This window comes from Acidobacteriota bacterium (genome assembly GCA_016196035.1).
Classification (GTDB): Bacteria; Acidobacteriota; Blastocatellia; order RBC074; family RBC074; genus JACPYM01.
In genome coordinates this window covers 84139-100428 of the sequence record JACPYM010000034.1, presented here as the reverse complement: position 1 = coordinate 100428, position 16290 = coordinate 84139, and the positions used below count along the sequence as shown (strand labels likewise).

The following is a 16290-nucleotide window of genomic DNA, read 5'->3' as shown; positions in this document are numbered from 1 at the left end:
GTTATGGGGTCGTGGCGGAAGGCTGGTAGCGACGCCGCCCAGAACGGGCGTCACCGCTTACCGGGAGTGTTGAATTTTGCCTACTCCTGCTCTTTTCCGACGACACCTCACACCTAAATCCACACCTACAAAAAGAGCCATCCAGCCGAGTTCTTGACCAGCGGTCAAGCCACCCGGCCTCCCATCATTTCACGTGATACTGCATCTCTTGCGCGACCTCAGGCGGCGCCCCAGGCAGAGCACGGTTGGCGGGTCGTAACACCGTAACACCGCCGCGCGCTGGTTGTGGCGTGGCCGGTTTGTCAGCGGTCGCCCCAGGCAATCTGAGTTTGCCCAGAATTGTACCCAGGAAGCCTTTGCTCTTCTCGACCTCAGGTTCCGGCGCCGCCGCGCCATAAACCGTGGCCAGCCGTTTGACCTCAGCCACAATGGGCGAAGCGTAACTGCCGCCCGCCAGCGGCTGCCCCAGATTGATCGAGTTAATCGCCGCCGCGTAATCGTTGGTGATGAAACCCGCGATCTTTTCGCCGAGATAGCGTTCAACGTGGCGCAACTCCAGATTGCTCTGCTTACTCCACTTGTTGATGACCAGCTTCACTTTTGAGCGCTGGTAACCCAGCCGGTCAAAAATCGTCAGGGCACGCTGGGCGCTGCGCACGGCCAAAATATCCAAGGTCAGCAGCAGCAAAATATCGTCGGCATTGTCCAGCGCGGCCAGCGTATTGGCGTCGAAGGTGTGCGGCAGGTCGAGCACCACGTAATCGTGATGTTCGCGCAACACCTGCAACACTTCCATCAATGGTTCAGGCCGGATGTCTTCCGCCGCATCGGCATTGCGCGGCGCGGGTAAGACCGCCAATTCGGCGGAGTGCGGCGCCAGATAACTGGCCAACAGACCTTCGTCCAAACGCGCGCGATTGACCACCAGGTCGGCAATCGAGAATTTGGGTTTGATCCCAAAAAAGATGTCGAGGTCGCCCGCTTGCAGATTCAAATCCACGACGACGGTCGGCGCCTGCAGAGCAATCGCCAGATTCGCCGCGACGAAAGAGGTGCCGCAACCGCCTTTGCTGGCAAAGATGCTGATCACCCGCCCCCGTTTCTTGGCGCCTTGGGCGCGCCCGGCGCTGAATTCCGCCGTCCGGTCAAGGACGGTTTTGAATTCCTCGGCAATAATCGGCAGACGCAGAAATTCGCGCGCACCGGCGCGTAAGGATGCCAGGATCAGTTCGGGCGAAGGGTTACGCGAGGCGCAAACGATGATGGTTTCAGGACAAACGGCGGTGATACGTTCGCACAACGACCAGGCTTGGCCCGGCGTCGCGCCCAGCGTCACGATGACAGAGGAAGGACGCCAACGCACTACGTCGGCATAGACCTGTTCCGGGTCATCGCTGACTGCCAGCACGCGGGCGCGGCGGTCTGCCGCCAAAGCGACCCGCAAATTTTGCGCGGTCTCTTGCCCGGTGGCAAAAATGACAAAGGTGAGTGAGTGGTTCATGGGTCTCTCAATCAATCAGAACGGGCAGTTATGGGTCAATCAGTTCGTTTTGTCGGCTATTATCACGCGATTGTCAAGAAAACCTTTGCGCAGCGCCCGGGCCGATGAAGGCCCAAGCGCGGGTTTTCTGCCGACAATTAATAGTGCAACTAATAGTGCAACTTCATCGCGCGCGTCCCAAGGGACTTTTTTATTCCGTCTGCGGGCCCCCCGTGCTCAAACAGGCTCGCAACGATCTTGAGCGGTACGTAGGACAGACGGGGCTGTCTCACTCCTCACTTCCTTATATATCGGCTGGCACACGGCCAGCGCTTTCGGCGGTCACGGTCGCCTTATAATCAGGCAGGGTGATCGTGGCGCCGACCAAAGGGATATTAAAGCTGAACGCAAAGCCGGTCACTTTCACCGTGACGCTGCCGTTTTTGGTGTCGTAACCAGCCGAATAGGCGACGTTGACGTTCGCCGTCGTGATGCCAAATACCACTTCGCTACCAGCCGCCCCCGCCGCAGTGGTGCCATAGACAACCATATTCTTCACCGCCGTGCTATTGGCAGAAGAAGTGGTCGCGGCATAGCGCGCCCCTTTGCGCACGGCATCGGTCAAGGCATTGTGCGTCCAGAGCAAACGGCTAAATTCAATGATTCCGAACACGGCGGTGAGAAAGACCATGCCGCCGATGGCAAATTCAGGGAAAGACGCCCCGCGTTCGGTATTGCTTGAGCCACTCCGATTTTTTCGCCTAAACATGAAGTTCCTCCTATCTGTCACCGACATAGCGCATCGTGGTCCCGGCGTTCACTTGTGTGACGCTGGTATTCCAGGCAATTTGCTTTGAAGTATCACTGGTGAACAGTGAACTCATCTCATTCAGCTTAAAGAGCGGCGTATAGCTGTAATTGATGATCTTCACGGTCACCTGTTTATCCGTCCCCACCGTGGCGACGGTGACACTCACATTCGCCGCTGTCAGCCCTGGCACCAACGGAGAAAAGCCACTACAGGAATTGAGTTCGCCGCAAACCACCAGGTTTTTGGCTTTGTCAGTCTCGGTGGAAACCATGGACTTGCTAGAGATGTAGCCCGCCCCGGCGCGGGTCGCCCGGGCCAGGGTGGAGTAGGTGTAAAAGTAATAAGACAGTTCGACCAGCCCACCCATCACTAACATCAGGACGGGCATGACGAAGGCCATCTCGATTAATTGCATGCCGTGTTCGCCACGGCGCTTACGTCTGAAAATTCTTTTCAACATCTTGCACCTCAGCGATAAAGGACGGGCACGGCCACGCCTTTCGCAACTGTACTGTTCGTTGTACGCGTCGGATTGACTCTGGCATCGCCCAGCACGACGCGGTCGCCAATGTATTCCAGTTTGAAATCGGCAGTGTTGTTCTTGGTATTGACCGAAACTTTGTTCACCATGAAAAACGCGCCGAAGCGATCAATCGTCATATTGGCCTGCTCGCCCGCCGCATCCAGCACCACAAAAGAACTCTTCTTGATGATCGGCAGCACCAGAATCCGCTCACCGGTGTTATTGAGCGCATTGCCCGGCGCTGAATGATAGGTGCTGCCAGGAATGGCGGTCTTGTATTGGGCAAACGTGATCCCCGTCTTGATATTTGAGTCGGAGGGGAACTGGGCATTGGTCAGGCCGCCGCCGTAGGCATTAAACGCCGTGTTCAGACCATTCTTGATGTTCGCCGCCACCGGGTGGGTGTAAGCCGAAACGACTTTGCCGTTCCAAAAACATTGTTGCAGCGTGCGCGAAGCAAGGCGGTCGTCCCAGTCGGTGTAAGTTACACCGCCGTCATCCTGCAGAATCTCGTAATAGCTCAACTGCGCATCGCAAGGCGGCGTCAAATGCACGTTGTAAGTACAGCCCTGGGTGTATTGAAAACTGCTGCCGCAATTCGGATCAGTGCGATCCAGGCTGCCATCGCCGGCGGAATCGCCTTCGACCAGCGTCACGCGATAGACGTTGCACAACTCGTTCGGCGTAATATCGCCGGTCGCGCCGCTTTCCGATTGGCCCGCCACGGCCGTCCGCGTCAGCGCCACCGTGTCCACGTTGAGGGCGATTTTAGCCAGGTAAACGCCCACATCTTTGGGCGGCACCGTCACCTTGACGAAGCGGATATTGCCCGGACTGGCTTTCGCCGTCGCCTCGTCTTCGGCGGTGTTATTGTCGAATTGACCGATGTTCGTGGCGAAGAGCACGTTGCTGCGCGCGATAGACACCGACACGTTGTTGAAGTCGTATTTGTTCATCGCGGCGACGGCATTGTCGGTCGCCTTGGTGATGCCTGGCGTCGTGCTATCCAGCGACTGGGCGGCTGCCAGAGCGGCGGCGTCCGCCGCGTTCTGCAACTCTGAGCCTGCCAGATAGAAATGACTGACGTCCATCGCCAGGCCCGCCGCCAGCAAAAACGTCACAAAACTGAAGGCCGCAATGGCGACCGTGATCCCGCGCTCGCGTTGCTGGCGTGTGCCGGGTGCCCCAGTTTGTTTTTCTAAAACTCGCGCTCCGAAGATTTTGAAACTTTGCTTCCTCATAAAACCTACTCCTAATACTTGCCCGATTAGCACCCTCACCTGCAAACGGGAATTCCCGCCTGCGTCTTCCTTACCCCCTGCCCAAGCATACTTGGTCGGGTTTTCTCCGCTCCGGCAGTCCGTGCCTTTGTGAGTCGCTCGTCTGTTGCACGGTCGGCCATTCGGCGGTCAAACGTTGAAGCGTTTGCCGCTCATTAGGGTGAACTTTGGCGCCTGTCCCGGCGCCTTCATCGTGCGGCTCGTGTGGCCGCTCATTTGTTGAAGACCAAGCTGCGCAATTGAAGCGCTGGTTGGTCTCCGGTTTTTTATTTATACAGAACCGGAATCGAAAACTGGTTATCCGCATCGGTACCGCCCGAAAAATAACCATCCGTGATTTGCACTTTATGCGTGATGAATTCGGCGGAAATATCACCGCCGTTGCCGTTGGCGACGCGCGTTTGCAGGAACATCGCCGCGAATTTGGCGATCCTGACAGTTCCGCGCCCGTTGTCGTACTCGTTCTTGTTGATCACCGGAATGACGATGATACGCCGCCCGACACGGCCGGGATCGTCCGGCGCAGTCCAAATGCTCGCGCTCGGTGTCAGGCCGCGATAGTAATCGTCCAGCGCCGACAGGTACTGCGCATAGGTGATCCCTTCTTTCACGTTGAGGTCAGGCGGAAAAGTGGTTGAACTCAACCCGGCCTGGTAATCGCCAAAGCGCGTGCCCAACCCCTGTTTGATCGGCCCGGCCGTGACGCCGGGTTCGGTGCCGACCTCATCGCCGACCTTGAAGCAACCGGCGGCGCTCCCCGCGACACCCGCGCGGGCATCAGCGCCGCCGCGGCTCGCACCCAAGGCGAGAATCAGGTAGTTACCCGGCGAAATAAAACCCGATCCATTATTCCCGTTCCCATTGCCGCCCGCACCGCGTCGCACGACATAACGGCAACCAGGCGTAAATTCATAAGTGTTCGGACAACTGCCGACAATATCCAACGGCGCTTGGGTAACGGGGTCTTGCACCACCGAGAGCGGTACGATGGAGTCACAGAGCACCTGCAAGCCTTTGGAAAAACCGGCTACCGAAGAGCGCGATACGTTGACCGAATTGGCCCCTAGGGCGACTTGCGCAAAGGACACCGGGATCGCTTTGTTGGGAATCGTCACCTTGATAAAGCGAATCTGGTCGGCCATGCCCCGCGCCGTTTCCTCACTATAAAAAGGGCCGCCCACATTTTTGGAGAACTGCACATCGGCCCGGCTAAACGTCGCCGTGTCCTTGGCAAACTCAAACTTATTTTGCGTGGCCAAGGCAACATTGACAGCCGAAGTGATCCCGGATGCCGCGCCGTTAATTACCGAGGCACCCGCGATAGCCGAAGCATCGGCGGCGTTTTGCAATTCGCTGCCGGCCAGATACAGATGGCTAATATCAATGGCCAAGCCCGCAGCCAGGACAAACGAAACCATGCCCAGCGCACCCGACACCGCCGCCATCCCACGTTCTCTGCAGTTTCGCTGCCAAACCAATCGTTTTGATAGTCCTATTTTCATGGCGTTTTATAGGTCTTTGCATGGTCGCTCAAGACTCGCTTGGACCGACCTCAAGGTTATAAGCCAATTGCCTACCTTTATCCCTAAAGAAGCCAATCGCCTCGAGCCTCACAAAGCTATTTGTAAAGCACGGGGATCGAAAACTGATTATTCTGGTCGGTGCCTCCGGAAAAATAACCATCCGAGACCTGCACCTTGGTCGTGATGTATTCGGCATAAATATCGCCATTGCCTTGAATGGACTTGTTCAGGAAGAACGCCGCGAAATGATCAATGCAAACCGTGTCGTTGCCATTATTGAATTGGCGCACATTGATGATCGGAATCACGATGACGCGGCGGCCCACGCGGCCCGTTAGGCCATTGCCGGGCGCTTGCCAGCGTGCCCCGGTGTGATTCCCGCCCGTTTGAACCTTGTCCAATTCATCCAGGTAATCCTGGTAACTGATGCTTTCCTTGATATTGACATCGGGCGGAAAGATGTCAGAAGTCAGCCCTGATCCGTAATTGCCAAACCGGGTATCCAGTCCCTGTTTGATCGGGCCGGTCTCGATACCGGTTTGTGTGCCGACACAATCACCGGCTTTGAAACAACCAGCCGCGCTGCCCGCGACACCGGCGCGCGCATCGTTGCCGCCCCGGCTGGCGCCGAGCGCAAGGATCAAATAATTGCCCGGCGAAACCCAGCCGGTATTATTGCCATTGGAACCGCGCCGAATGACGTATTTGCAACCCGGCGTAAAGGCCCATTTGTTCGGGCATTGCGAGTCCACGTCGAGCGGGGCTTTGGTGATGTCGTCCTGCACTGCCGATAGCGGCACAATCGAATCACACAACACCTGTAAGCCCGACGAAAACCCAGCGACCGAAGAGCGCGAGATGGCCACCGTATTTTCTCCCAGCGCGACCTGCGCAAAGGGCACGCCGATAGACTTATTCGGAATCGAGACCTTAACGAAGCGAATCTGGTCGGCGATGGAACGCGCCGAGGCTTCGCTGTAATAGGTGCCGCCGACATTTTTCGCAAACGTCACGTCGGCGCGCGTAAATGTTGCCAGGTCTTTCGCGAACTCAAATTTGTTCTGCGTGGCGAGGGCGGTGTTGACCGCTAACGTAACCCCTGATTCGTCGCCGTTCAAAACCGATGCCCCTGCAACTGCCGACGCATCCGCTGCGTTTTGCAATTCGCTGCCGGTCAGATACATGTGGCTTACATCAATGGCCAACCCAGCGGCCAAAATAAACGAGGTGAAACCTAAGATCGCGGTCACGGCCACGGTGCCACGTTCTTTTTTACCTTGCTCTCGTCTCTGTCGAATCCATTGTGCCAAATTCATTGCCTACCTCCGAATGGGTCCTAAGGGTGTGTTTAGTAAATTTCAGTAGCTCGCCTGAATTGAACATTCGAGTGTGAGCACCAAGCCCGGCTTGATGAAGAACCATTTTCTCAAGTCCGGCTAAGGACGCTGTTGCAACCGCAACCGCGCAGATGCAACAGCGTCCGGTTTTCAATTACGGCCTGGTTTGGGCCGTCACGGCTGCCGCAGGCGTTGCCGGGACCATCAATTTCCACTGCATGGCCTGCAATGCCTGTCCAGTCTTGGCCACGCGTTCGGCACCGGGCTTGGTAACTGGCGCGGGCGGTTTCTCTTTGTCAGGATTCGTGGGAGTCTCCTTGGAAGTGGGGGTTTGGGGCGAAGTATTACTCGGCGCACTCGAATCGGCTGGCACCGTGGTGCCACCGCTCGCTTCGGGCGTTGCCGCGGGTGTTCCCGGCGGCGCGGGTTTCTCGCCTGGCTTCTCACCTTCGGGAGTTGTGGCAGCCGGATTCGCTGCCGGGGCAGGCGCGGGCACGGCTTCAATGACCGTCGGTTTCACGCCTTCCACCGGCGCCACTGGCGTTGCCGCCGGGGCGGCGCCCTCTTCTTTGACCTCACCAGGTTTTTCTTTGTCCTTCGGCTGCTCTGCGGGGGAATCTTTTCCAGCTTCTTTGCTGGCTTCGCTATTCGCGCCGGTCTTGTCGTCTTTCGGCATGGAGCCGCTGGGCAGCGTGATGCCGAGCGGAGAACCGTTCTGCAAATTATCCACGCCTTTCAATTGCGGGACTTCATCAGGATTCCAGGGCTTGACGATCTTCGTGGTCACGATGAAGACCAACTCCGATTCATTGCGCTGGAAAGAGCGCGATTTGAAAAGCTGTCCCAGAATGGGCACATCGGCCAGCACCGGAATTTTGCCCAGCGATTTCGTTTCATTGTTATCCATCAAACCGGCGATCCCGAAAGTCTGGCCGTTTTGCAGTTCGATGCCGGTCTTGGCTTTGCGTGTGCGCAAGGCCGGAATCAAAAAGCCCTCGAAGCGCACCGCATTGGCAAAGTCGAGCGAAGACACTTCCGGTTCAATGTCCAACCGAATGTGCTGCTCATCGAGAATCGTCGGCTTAAACCGCAACCGGATGCCATACTCTTTCCACAGCACCGTCGCGCCACCCGTGCCCAGCACCACCGGTACCGGAATTTCGCCACCCGCCAGGAAGCTCGCTTCCTGCCCGTCCATCGCCACCAGATTCGGCTCGGCCAATGCCCGCAACGCGCCATTGTTTTGCAACGCGCGGATGAAGTTGAACACGTTGTTGCTCATGAAAAAGACATTGAGCGAACTGGCCACCGTGCCGAACATATTGCCGTTGGTCACATTCGAGAGCGACCAGGGCGCGGCGCCGGTGTTCGTATAACCACCTTGGCCCACGTTCGGCTGGTACACGGGCGCATAAGAAAACTCGCTGAGTTTGTTGCGCGTGACCTCGGCGACTTTAACGCTCAATTGCACCTGCGCAATGTGTTCGACCGACTGGCCGATCAGATTGACCGTCTTGTAACCGGCGGCATTCACCACCGTCTCGACCTGTTTCATCATCGCCGGCGGAATCGAGCCGGAAATCACGACCGCACCGTTAGCCTGGCTCAGGCGAATGTCCATATTCGGAAAGAGCACCCGCACCTGCGAATCGAGCTGCGCCAGGTTCACGCGCACATCCACACTGAAAAACACGAAGGTCGAAGTATCTTTCGACCAGGCGGTAAAGGTGGCGCGCCCGCTGACCTTGCCGTTGATCATCATTTGATTCGGCGCGACCAGCACGGCTTCCGCCACATCGCTGTTGGAAACGGCCAGACGGCCAATGGACTGATCGAACACGATCAACACCGATTGCCCGGCCAGCACATAGACCGGCACAGCTTCTTTGGGCGGCGCGCTGAAAGAAACATTCAGGCTGTTTTCCTGAGCAAAGGCTTGTGCCCGAGTGGGCACACTTGACGCCAGCAGCACCAAGAACAGCAGCGACACAGACAGCGCACTGCGGCAAAATTTTCGCGTATTGGAGGGAAAGGTAGTCATCATTTGTTCTCCTACTGAACCGCTCGTGACGCGCGACAAACCCCGTGAACCAAAATGCGTCAATTGGGTGAGCGGAAGCGTGGGTTAATCTTCCAGCCATTCCCCAGCCATCCGCGGGATGCGGACCGACGGCTACTCTGATGACTGTCGAGCTGCCAGCGCATAAGGCGTGGCAGAGGTTCGGAAGCGGATTCAACCCACGTTGCCAGGATGCACATCCTATCTGGCACCGGTTAGGCCGCGCCGGTTGTCCCCGGCTCCGAACCCCCGCTTGCATCACGCACTGGGGATGGCTCTATTGCTGATCTTGCGGAAATTCGACGGTGCTCTTTTTCTTCCCGTCAAACACCTCGATCTGATTGACCGGCTTCGGCGTCGCGGCCGGAACCGCCGGTTTCTCCTTCGGCAAACTCTCATACCAGTTCGCCCCACCCGTATAAGCACGCGGGCGGCGCGGCGCATAGTCAGCCTGCGGACGCGCGGCTTGCGTGTCGGCGGCCGCTGCGCTCGGAATCGGTTGGACAAAATCGCCGCTGAGCACGCTGCGCTTGGTAATGCCGGTCGTGTCAACGCTCTTATTGTCAATGTAGTTGCGCACGATCATGCGCAGGCGGGCGTCATACGAAGCCAACATCACTTTCTCGGCTTCTTGCGGCGTGACGAGCAGCGTCACCGAATTGACGCGCGTGGCTTCGACCTGCTCTTTGGGCAAGGCCATGTTCTGTCCCGTCGCCAGGACCTTGACGTTTTGCAGCACGATCTTCGAGATCGGCCCCATTTGCGCGCCGTCGGGCGGCGTCACCACCGAAATCAAATCCACCAACATGCCCGGCGCCAAGAGACCGGCCACGCCCGCTTCATCGTCTACGCGCACGGTGATGGCGCGGTAACCTTCGGGCACCAGCGCCGCCAAACCGGAGAGCGAGCCTTTCGGCGCCAAGCGAAATTCGGTCAGCGGCTCTTTCGGGCCGATGGCGTTAATGGCCACGCGGCCGATCAGGTCTTCGGTCTTGGTAAAAGACTGTTCGGGCGCCGCCGTTTTTGGCACCTGCACCACCGTCAGTTGATCTTGGTTGAGTTGCGTGCCCAGCGGGACTTCGACGCGCGCCACTACCATATTGGTCATATCACCTACCTGCGCGTTGCTGGAGGTGTATTTGCTGACGGACATCGCAGCCAGCAGGCCGAACACCACTGCACCGGCCAGCACTAGCACTAACGCTTTATTCTTCATAAATACCTCTCACCTGAATTGGGTCACCCGAATTGGGTCAACTGAATTGGGTCAACTGAATTGGGTCAACTGAATTGGGTCAACTGAATTGGGGAAGCTGTCGTACCAAAGCAATTAGGCTGCCCATGCATATGGCAACCCCGTAAGGCAAAGCTTTTTGGCGGTCCTCCGGAATGGGGAACCGGGGAATCTGTTGGCCCGGCAGCATGCCGTACAAAATCATCCACACGCGTTCCATCGTGAGGCGGAACGTGCCCAGCCGCATCACATTGATAAAGGCCAGCACCATGCCCGTCATCAGCACGATCAAAAACGCGGGGAGCACCACTTGCCAACCGATGATGGCCCCAATGGCGGCAAACCATTTGATGTCGCCTGGCCCCAGGGCGCCCGAATACATGCGCACGACGAACATCAGAAAAAATGCCAGGGTGCAGCCCAAGAGGCTCTCGCGCAGGCCCAACCAGCCCGCTTGCCAAATGTTCAGACACAAGCCGCCAACCAATCCCAGCAGCACAAACACATTGGGAATCCGACGGTAGCGCACGTCGTAATACATAATAAAAATGCTCAAGATAAAGATCAGCACAATGCTGGAAAGAATCGGTAGCGACATGATGAAGGCTCCGCAAGCGAACGTAACGTTAGGTGGGATGCAGAAGCGTTGACTACCTGAGTGCTGGGCGGGAGAGTGCGGCACCGGTAACGAATTGGCGCGTCTTTGAAGTTGTGCCCCAAAAACGCGCCAAACCTGTGGCAACAAACCTCAAAGACCGATGGGAATCTTTTGACGTGGCAGCCTTTGCCAACCAACTTGCAGCTAACTGGCTTGCAGCTAACTGGCTTGCAGCTAACTGGCTTGCAGCTAACTGGCTTGCAGCTAACTGGCTTGCAGCTAACTGGACTGGATCCAGCCAGTCAGGCCGTCAACTGCGGCGGCTATCTGGCTGCCCAAATCGGTGATCGCAACAGTCAGCGGTATCACCACCAAACCCGCGGCAATCGCGTACTCGGAAAGCTCGAGTCCAGCATCTTCCTGCAAGAGAAGTTTTAGACGATTCATAAGTGACTCCCTTCTCGCCGAGTGGGCTCAGCTTGGCTTAAGCCGCGCGCCGTGCCATGCGCACAGCGCGCGACTCGCAAGCGCCATTTCCGATTAGCTGGATTTGATCTTGCCGGTCAGGCCGTTGATGCCCGAGGTGATTTGCGAACCGAGGTTCGTGAACGCCGTCGCCACCGCGATAGCAATCAGGCCCGCGCCCACGGCGTACTCGGACAATTCCAAACCGGTTTCATCGTTCCAGAAATTCTTGATCGTGTTCATTGTGCAATGCTCCTAAAAGTTGAAGTTGATAATTAGGTTTGCTGGTCACGCATTGTGCGCACCCAACACTAGCTGGATTTGATCTTGCCCGTCAGGCCGTTGATGCCCGAGGTGATTTGCGAACCGAGGTTCGTGAACGCCGTCGCCACCGCGATAGCGATCAGGCCCGCGCCCACGGCGTATTCGGACAATTCCAAACCAGTTTCGTCGTTCCAGAAATTTTTCACTGCGTTCATGGTTGCCATGCTCCTTAATGCAAAGGTTGATGTTGGGGGAATCCGGGAAAAAAGCGCTTGCCTTAGCCGGAAAGTAGACTGTCAACAACCCAGCGGTTGTTGAGAAGTCTGAAGGAGTCTGGCGGCCCTTGACCACCAGACCTCCCCAGACCTCTCAGCCTTAGCCGGTCAGCCTTAGCTGGATTTGATCTTGCCCGTCAGGCCGTTGATGCCCGAGGTGATTTGCGAACCGAGGTTCGTGAACGCCGTCGCCACCGCGATAGCAATCAGGCCCGCGCCCACGGCGTACTCGGACAATTCCAAACCGGTTTCGTCGTTCCAGAAATTCTTGATCGTATTCATGTGCAATGCTCCTTTGTAATGGTTGTGTTGTGATGATGACTAAACGCTGGGGGGCGCTTAGCTCGATTGAATTTTGCCGGTCAGGCCATCAATGCCTGCGGTGATTTGCGAACCGAGGTTGGTGAATGCCGCCGCCACCGCGATGGCGATCAGGCCCGCGCCCACGGCGTATTCGGACAATTCCAAACCGGTCTCGTCATTCCAAAAATTCTTCAGTGCGTTCATGTGGTAATGCTCCTTTTGAACATTGGGGGGGGGTTGTTAAATAGCCAATTGCGATTGGCGTTTAGTTGCCGTCATCCATCTTGCCAATCAAGCCGGCAAGCGCCTTCGAAACTTCCACGCCTAATTCTCCGAACGCAGTGGCAATGGCAATGGCCATAAAGCCCGCGCCCAAGGCGTATTCAGCCAATTCCAACCCGGTCTCATCCTGTAAGAACAGTTTGGCTTGGCGCAGCATTTCAAACATGGGGGTGTCTCCTTTATTACCGATTGGGGGATGAGCGTATCTGTCTATACGTCTTCCGCCGCTTCAATCAGTAATTGGCCACGAATTGGCCGCGCGCAGGAGACAACCACAGACAGGCTTTGAACAACACTTCGCCCCACCACGATTCTCGCGAACCATGGTCTGGCGTTTCTCAAGGTCTTGTCTAAGCCGTGTGTTACCAGTTGTCTTAGCTACTGCATACCGCGCGTGCATGCGCCCGGTACCGAGCTGATCTGAGGACTCTTTAGTCTTTGGGTAACGAGAAACCAACTACGGCGTCACACGGTTTATCGTCTTAACTTGAACTGTTTTAGATTTCGTTGCCAGCGCGGTGTCGGCGGTAACCTAAGTGGGAGGTAAAGCAGTTTCACGCGTGGCAGACTTACGATTTGTCAAACGCCGATGGCGGCACTGTCTTTCGGCGCGCGCAGAGCATTGCGCATTCAAAGTGGGTATTTTTGGTTGGCACTTCAACAAACAATCTGTCGCAAGCAGGCTGTGCAGGTTCGGTTGAATAAATGGGGGAGGAGCGAAGGTGCTCGCACTTTTTTCGCGCGAGCGCCTGTTTCAATCTCAACTCGGCACCGACATCTTTCTTCCAGCTTGTTTCTGATTCTCGCTGTCACCTCTTAGTGGGGAGCATTCTGATGTATTACACTCATAGCCCAAAAAAAGAGTGCCTAGCGCAGAGGCATCGGCCTATTTCCCTAGGGCCTACACCCTAAGCGCGGGGGCGGGCTGTACTAGCCGCAACATCTGGGACTGATCAATGACGCGTTGCAGGCCAAGACGGATTTTTCCAAGCCGTTTTGTCCTTCAGCAAGCTGTTTGGCCGGTCGCTGTACGCCAGGGAGGTGCTAAGGCATACGACAATAGGTCAACCTGGCCATCTGCTCTTTCGCGTAGCGCTCCGCTATTTGTTCAATGCGAGTCCCAGCTTCGACGTTGCGGCAAGGCGTCCTGATCTTTAGGGGCCAGACTGATTGAGCCAGCTCGCCATGACTAACTGCAAAATCTCAGTGCTCTTCAACCGTGCCCAAGGCCTTCACCTGCTCCGCCAACGCGTGCGTAATGGCTGCGGGTTCCGCGTCCCGCGCAAACCGCAGCGGCTTGCCGAACGTGAGTTTCACCGCGCCCGGCCAAGCCCAAGGGCGCTGGCGCTGCTTCAATTCAAATAGCCCTTCGATCTTGATGGGCACGACGGCCACGTTTAATTGCGCTGCCAGCAAACCAATGCCGGGCAGAAACGGTAGCATTGCGCCGTCTTGGGTGGTGCGGCCTTCGGGAAAGACCAGCACGCTGTAGCCGCGATCCACCGCCGCGCCGGCGTGCGCAAAGCTGCGCCGGAAGCCGCTTTTTTGCGGCAGCGGAAAGACGTTGAACAACGTCACCACCAGCAGGTACTGCAACCGCAACCAAGCACGACCCCACCAATTCACACTCGCCGCCGGATGCCGCAAGCCGCGCAAACGCTCGCCGCCCATCGCAATCGCCAGCCGGTGCCGAAAGCGCCACGGCAGCGCTGATAGAATCAATCCGTGATCCACCATCGAAATGTGATTGGCGATAAACAAGACCGGCTCGTGCAAATCAGCCAGCCGTTCGCGTTGGCGCACTTGCACCCAACACAACAACCGCGTGAGCGGCAACAGCAAAACGTAATACCAGAGCAAGCGCCATAAACGTACCGGTTCGCGCAACGCCCAACCCGGATAAGGATAAGGCTGCGGTGTAGTCGTGGTGCCAGCGACATCTGCCGCGCCGGATTGAAGCAGCTTTTCCAAGTCGGCCAGCGTGGTGTCGGCAGTGATGGCGGCCTCGTCCACTTCGATCTGGAAGCGATCTTCCAGCGCGCTCGCCAATTCGACGCGGCCCAGCGAATCCAGCTTCAGACTGGTGTGCGGTTCCGCCGCTTGCCCGCTCAAACTGGCAATGAGCGCGTGCAAGGGTTGCGCCTGGCTTGGCACATTCACCGTTGACTGCCCATCCGCAGCGACAACTTGTTTAACCAGATTCTTGCGTACCTTCTGCGTCGGCGTGCGCGGGAAATCCGGTTCGGGCCAGACGAACCAGTGGCGCAATTGCTGGGCCGTGCTCAATGCTTTGTTCGCCTGTTCGACGATGGCGGCGGGGTCAGCGTTTTGATCGCGCAAGATCAGGACGGCTACGGCCTCCGGGCCGCGTGCGCCTGCGACGCCGAGCACGCAACTGGCGCGCACGGCTGGCTGCTTGTTCAGCGCCGCTTCCAAATCTTCGGGATAGATGTTCAACCCCGCCGCCGTCACGATCACGTCTTTCTGGCGGCCCTTGAAATAGAGATTGCCTGCCGCATCCAGTTCGCCCACATCGCCCGTGTGTAACCAGCCTTCGTCGCCAGACATCGCTTGCACCCCGTCCTCATAAGAAGCAGTGGGCCAATACCCCGCTGCCACATTCGCGCCACGCACCAGAATTTCGCCGTTCTCGCCTAGTTTGATTTCCTGGCCCGGCAACGTTTTGCCAATCGAACCGTGGCGGAGTTTGAACGGATGATTGACGCTCACGAGCGAAGCCGTTTCGGTCATCCCATAACCTTGTACCACGGCAAAGCCCAGCCGCTGCCAAAAACCTTCGGTCTCTTCTTCCAACGTCGCGCCACCTGCCACGAAGGCCCAGAACTTCCAACCGAAACGATTGTGCACAGCGCGAAAGCGCCACCAGCGTTTGAAATAATGCTCTCCGGCGGCGGCGGCAAAACGCGCCTGAAACTCAGCCAGCTTCCCCTGCGCCGCGTAATCGCGTTCGAGTTTGTCGCGCAGGGTTTCAAGCTGGCGTGGCACGGCGGCGATCACCGAGATGCGCTCGCGCTTGACCGTCGAGATGATTTCAGCCGGGTTGAGCGTGCTGGGCAGAAAGACTTCGCCGCCCAGAATTTGCGGGACAAAGATGCCCAGGAATTGGCCGAAGACATGGCTCAATGGCAGCAGGTTCAAAAACCCCAAAGGACGAAACAGCCGCTCCCAGCGCCGGTATTTGGCGATTTCGGTTTCGAGCGGCGCCAGGTTGGCCAGCAGGTTGCGCTGCGACAGGCAGACGCCTTTGGGTTCTGCCGTCGTGCCCGAAGTAAAAATGATCTCGGCCAGATCATCCGCGCTCAGCGTGACCGCCTCATATTTGGCGGTTGAATGGCGGCTGAGTAACTCGCTCAAATCAGCGAAAAGCAGTGCAGGTACATCCACTTTGAAAAATTGCCGCTGCGCTTCGCCACACAACAGCAACCGTGCTGAAACCTGCTGCTGCACGCGCGCCGCAAAATCAGGCGCGCTCTGCTCATCCAACGGCACGACGATCACGCCGCGCAGCAGGCAGCCGAAAAACGCCGCCACCCATTCGGCGCAACTCTCCGACCAGAACAACACGCGCTCGCCTTTGCCAACGCCGCGCGCTTCCAGTTCACGCGCGAATTGAAAGGCCGTCTGCGCCAACTGGCCATACGTCCAACGTTCGGTGCGCAAACCACGGCAATGCACCAGCGCGGTCTCGCTGGCGCGCGTCAACGCATCCTCCAAGAAGCTGACAAGATTTCCACGCATAAATCCCTCCGGCCTGAGTCTGACAAAAATACTGTGCAGGCCACGGCCTCACGCCGTCAATCCCGGTTGCATCGAGTCCGGATTCGGCTAAGCTAAC

The 16290-nt window shown here is 57.4% G+C and carries 16 protein-coding genes; all 16 read right to left on the bottom strand.

Annotated features, from left to right (window positions below; translation table 11 throughout):
• Nucleotides 1–184 precede the first annotated feature (184 nt).
• Nucleotides 185–1501, bottom strand: coding sequence for an AAA family ATPase (locus HY011_12175; protein MBI3423687.1), 1317 nt, complete (start codon nucleotides 1499–1501; stop codon nucleotides 185–187).
• A 283-nt stretch (nucleotides 1502–1784) separates the two neighbouring features.
• A complete protein-coding gene (locus tag HY011_12170; GenBank protein MBI3423686.1) occupies nucleotides 1785–2249 on the bottom strand; it encodes a pilus assembly protein in 465 nt (154 codons plus the stop codon).
• A 10-nt stretch (nucleotides 2250–2259) separates the two neighbouring features.
• A complete protein-coding gene (locus HY011_12165) occupies nucleotides 2260–2751 on the bottom strand; it encodes a pilus assembly protein (protein ID MBI3423685.1) in 492 nt (163 codons plus the stop codon).
• 8 nt (nucleotides 2752–2759) lie between these two features.
• Nucleotides 2760–4055: a hypothetical protein gene (locus HY011_12160; protein ID MBI3423684.1), complete on the bottom strand. Its 1296-nt coding sequence runs from the start codon at nucleotides 4053–4055 to the stop codon at nucleotides 2760–2762.
• Between the two features lie 305 nt (nucleotides 4056–4360).
• A complete protein-coding gene (locus HY011_12155) occupies nucleotides 4361–5539 on the bottom strand; it encodes a hypothetical protein (GenBank protein MBI3423683.1) in 1179 nt (392 codons plus the stop codon).
• Between the two features lie 173 nt (nucleotides 5540–5712).
• The gene (locus HY011_12150; GenBank protein MBI3423682.1) at nucleotides 5713–6933 is read right to left on the bottom strand and encodes a hypothetical protein; all 1221 of its coding nucleotides are present in this window, start codon (nucleotides 6931–6933) and stop codon (nucleotides 5713–5715) included.
• Between the two features lie 175 nt (nucleotides 6934–7108).
• Nucleotides 7109–8998 carry a pilus assembly protein N-terminal domain-containing protein gene (locus HY011_12145; GenBank protein ID MBI3423681.1) on the bottom strand — a complete coding sequence of 630 codons (1890 nt, stop codon included), beginning with the start codon at nucleotides 8996–8998 and terminating at the stop codon, nucleotides 7109–7111.
• 292 nt (nucleotides 8999–9290) lie between these two features.
• The gene (gene cpaB, locus HY011_12140; protein ID MBI3423680.1) at nucleotides 9291–10229 is read right to left on the bottom strand and encodes a Flp pilus assembly protein CpaB; all 939 of its coding nucleotides are present in this window, start codon (nucleotides 10227–10229) and stop codon (nucleotides 9291–9293) included.
• 79 nt (nucleotides 10230–10308) lie between these two features.
• A complete protein-coding gene (locus tag HY011_12135) occupies nucleotides 10309–10788 on the bottom strand; it encodes a prepilin peptidase (GenBank protein MBI3423679.1) in 480 nt (159 codons plus the stop codon).
• Between the two features lie 336 nt (nucleotides 10789–11124).
• Nucleotides 11125–11292, bottom strand: coding sequence for a hypothetical protein (locus tag HY011_12130; protein MBI3423678.1), 168 nt, complete (start codon nucleotides 11290–11292; stop codon nucleotides 11125–11127).
• Nucleotides 11293–11385: 93 nt separating this feature from the next.
• Nucleotides 11386–11553 carry a Flp family type IVb pilin gene (locus tag HY011_12125; protein ID MBI3423677.1) on the bottom strand — a complete coding sequence of 56 codons (168 nt, stop codon included), beginning with the start codon at nucleotides 11551–11553 and terminating at the stop codon, nucleotides 11386–11388.
• Nucleotides 11554–11621: 68 nt separating this feature from the next.
• Complete coding sequence (locus HY011_12120; GenBank protein MBI3423676.1) at nucleotides 11622–11798, bottom strand: Flp family type IVb pilin; 177 nt, start codon at nucleotides 11796–11798, stop codon at nucleotides 11622–11624.
• Nucleotides 11799–11963: 165 nt separating this feature from the next.
• Entirely contained in the window at nucleotides 11964–12131 is a 168-nt protein-coding gene (locus tag HY011_12115; GenBank protein MBI3423675.1) for a Flp family type IVb pilin, read from the bottom strand.
• A gap of 57 nt (nucleotides 12132–12188) precedes the next feature.
• Nucleotides 12189–12356 (bottom strand): Flp family type IVb pilin, encoded by a 168-nt coding sequence (locus tag HY011_12110; GenBank protein MBI3423674.1) that lies wholly within the window; start codon nucleotides 12354–12356, stop codon nucleotides 12189–12191.
• A 61-nt stretch (nucleotides 12357–12417) separates the two neighbouring features.
• Complete coding sequence (locus tag HY011_12105) at nucleotides 12418–12600, bottom strand: hypothetical protein (protein ID MBI3423673.1); 183 nt, start codon at nucleotides 12598–12600, stop codon at nucleotides 12418–12420.
• Between the two features lie 1037 nt (nucleotides 12601–13637).
• A complete protein-coding gene (locus tag HY011_12100) occupies nucleotides 13638–16193 on the bottom strand; it encodes an AMP-binding protein (protein MBI3423672.1) in 2556 nt (851 codons plus the stop codon).
• Between the last annotated feature and the right edge of the window lie 97 nt (nucleotides 16194–16290).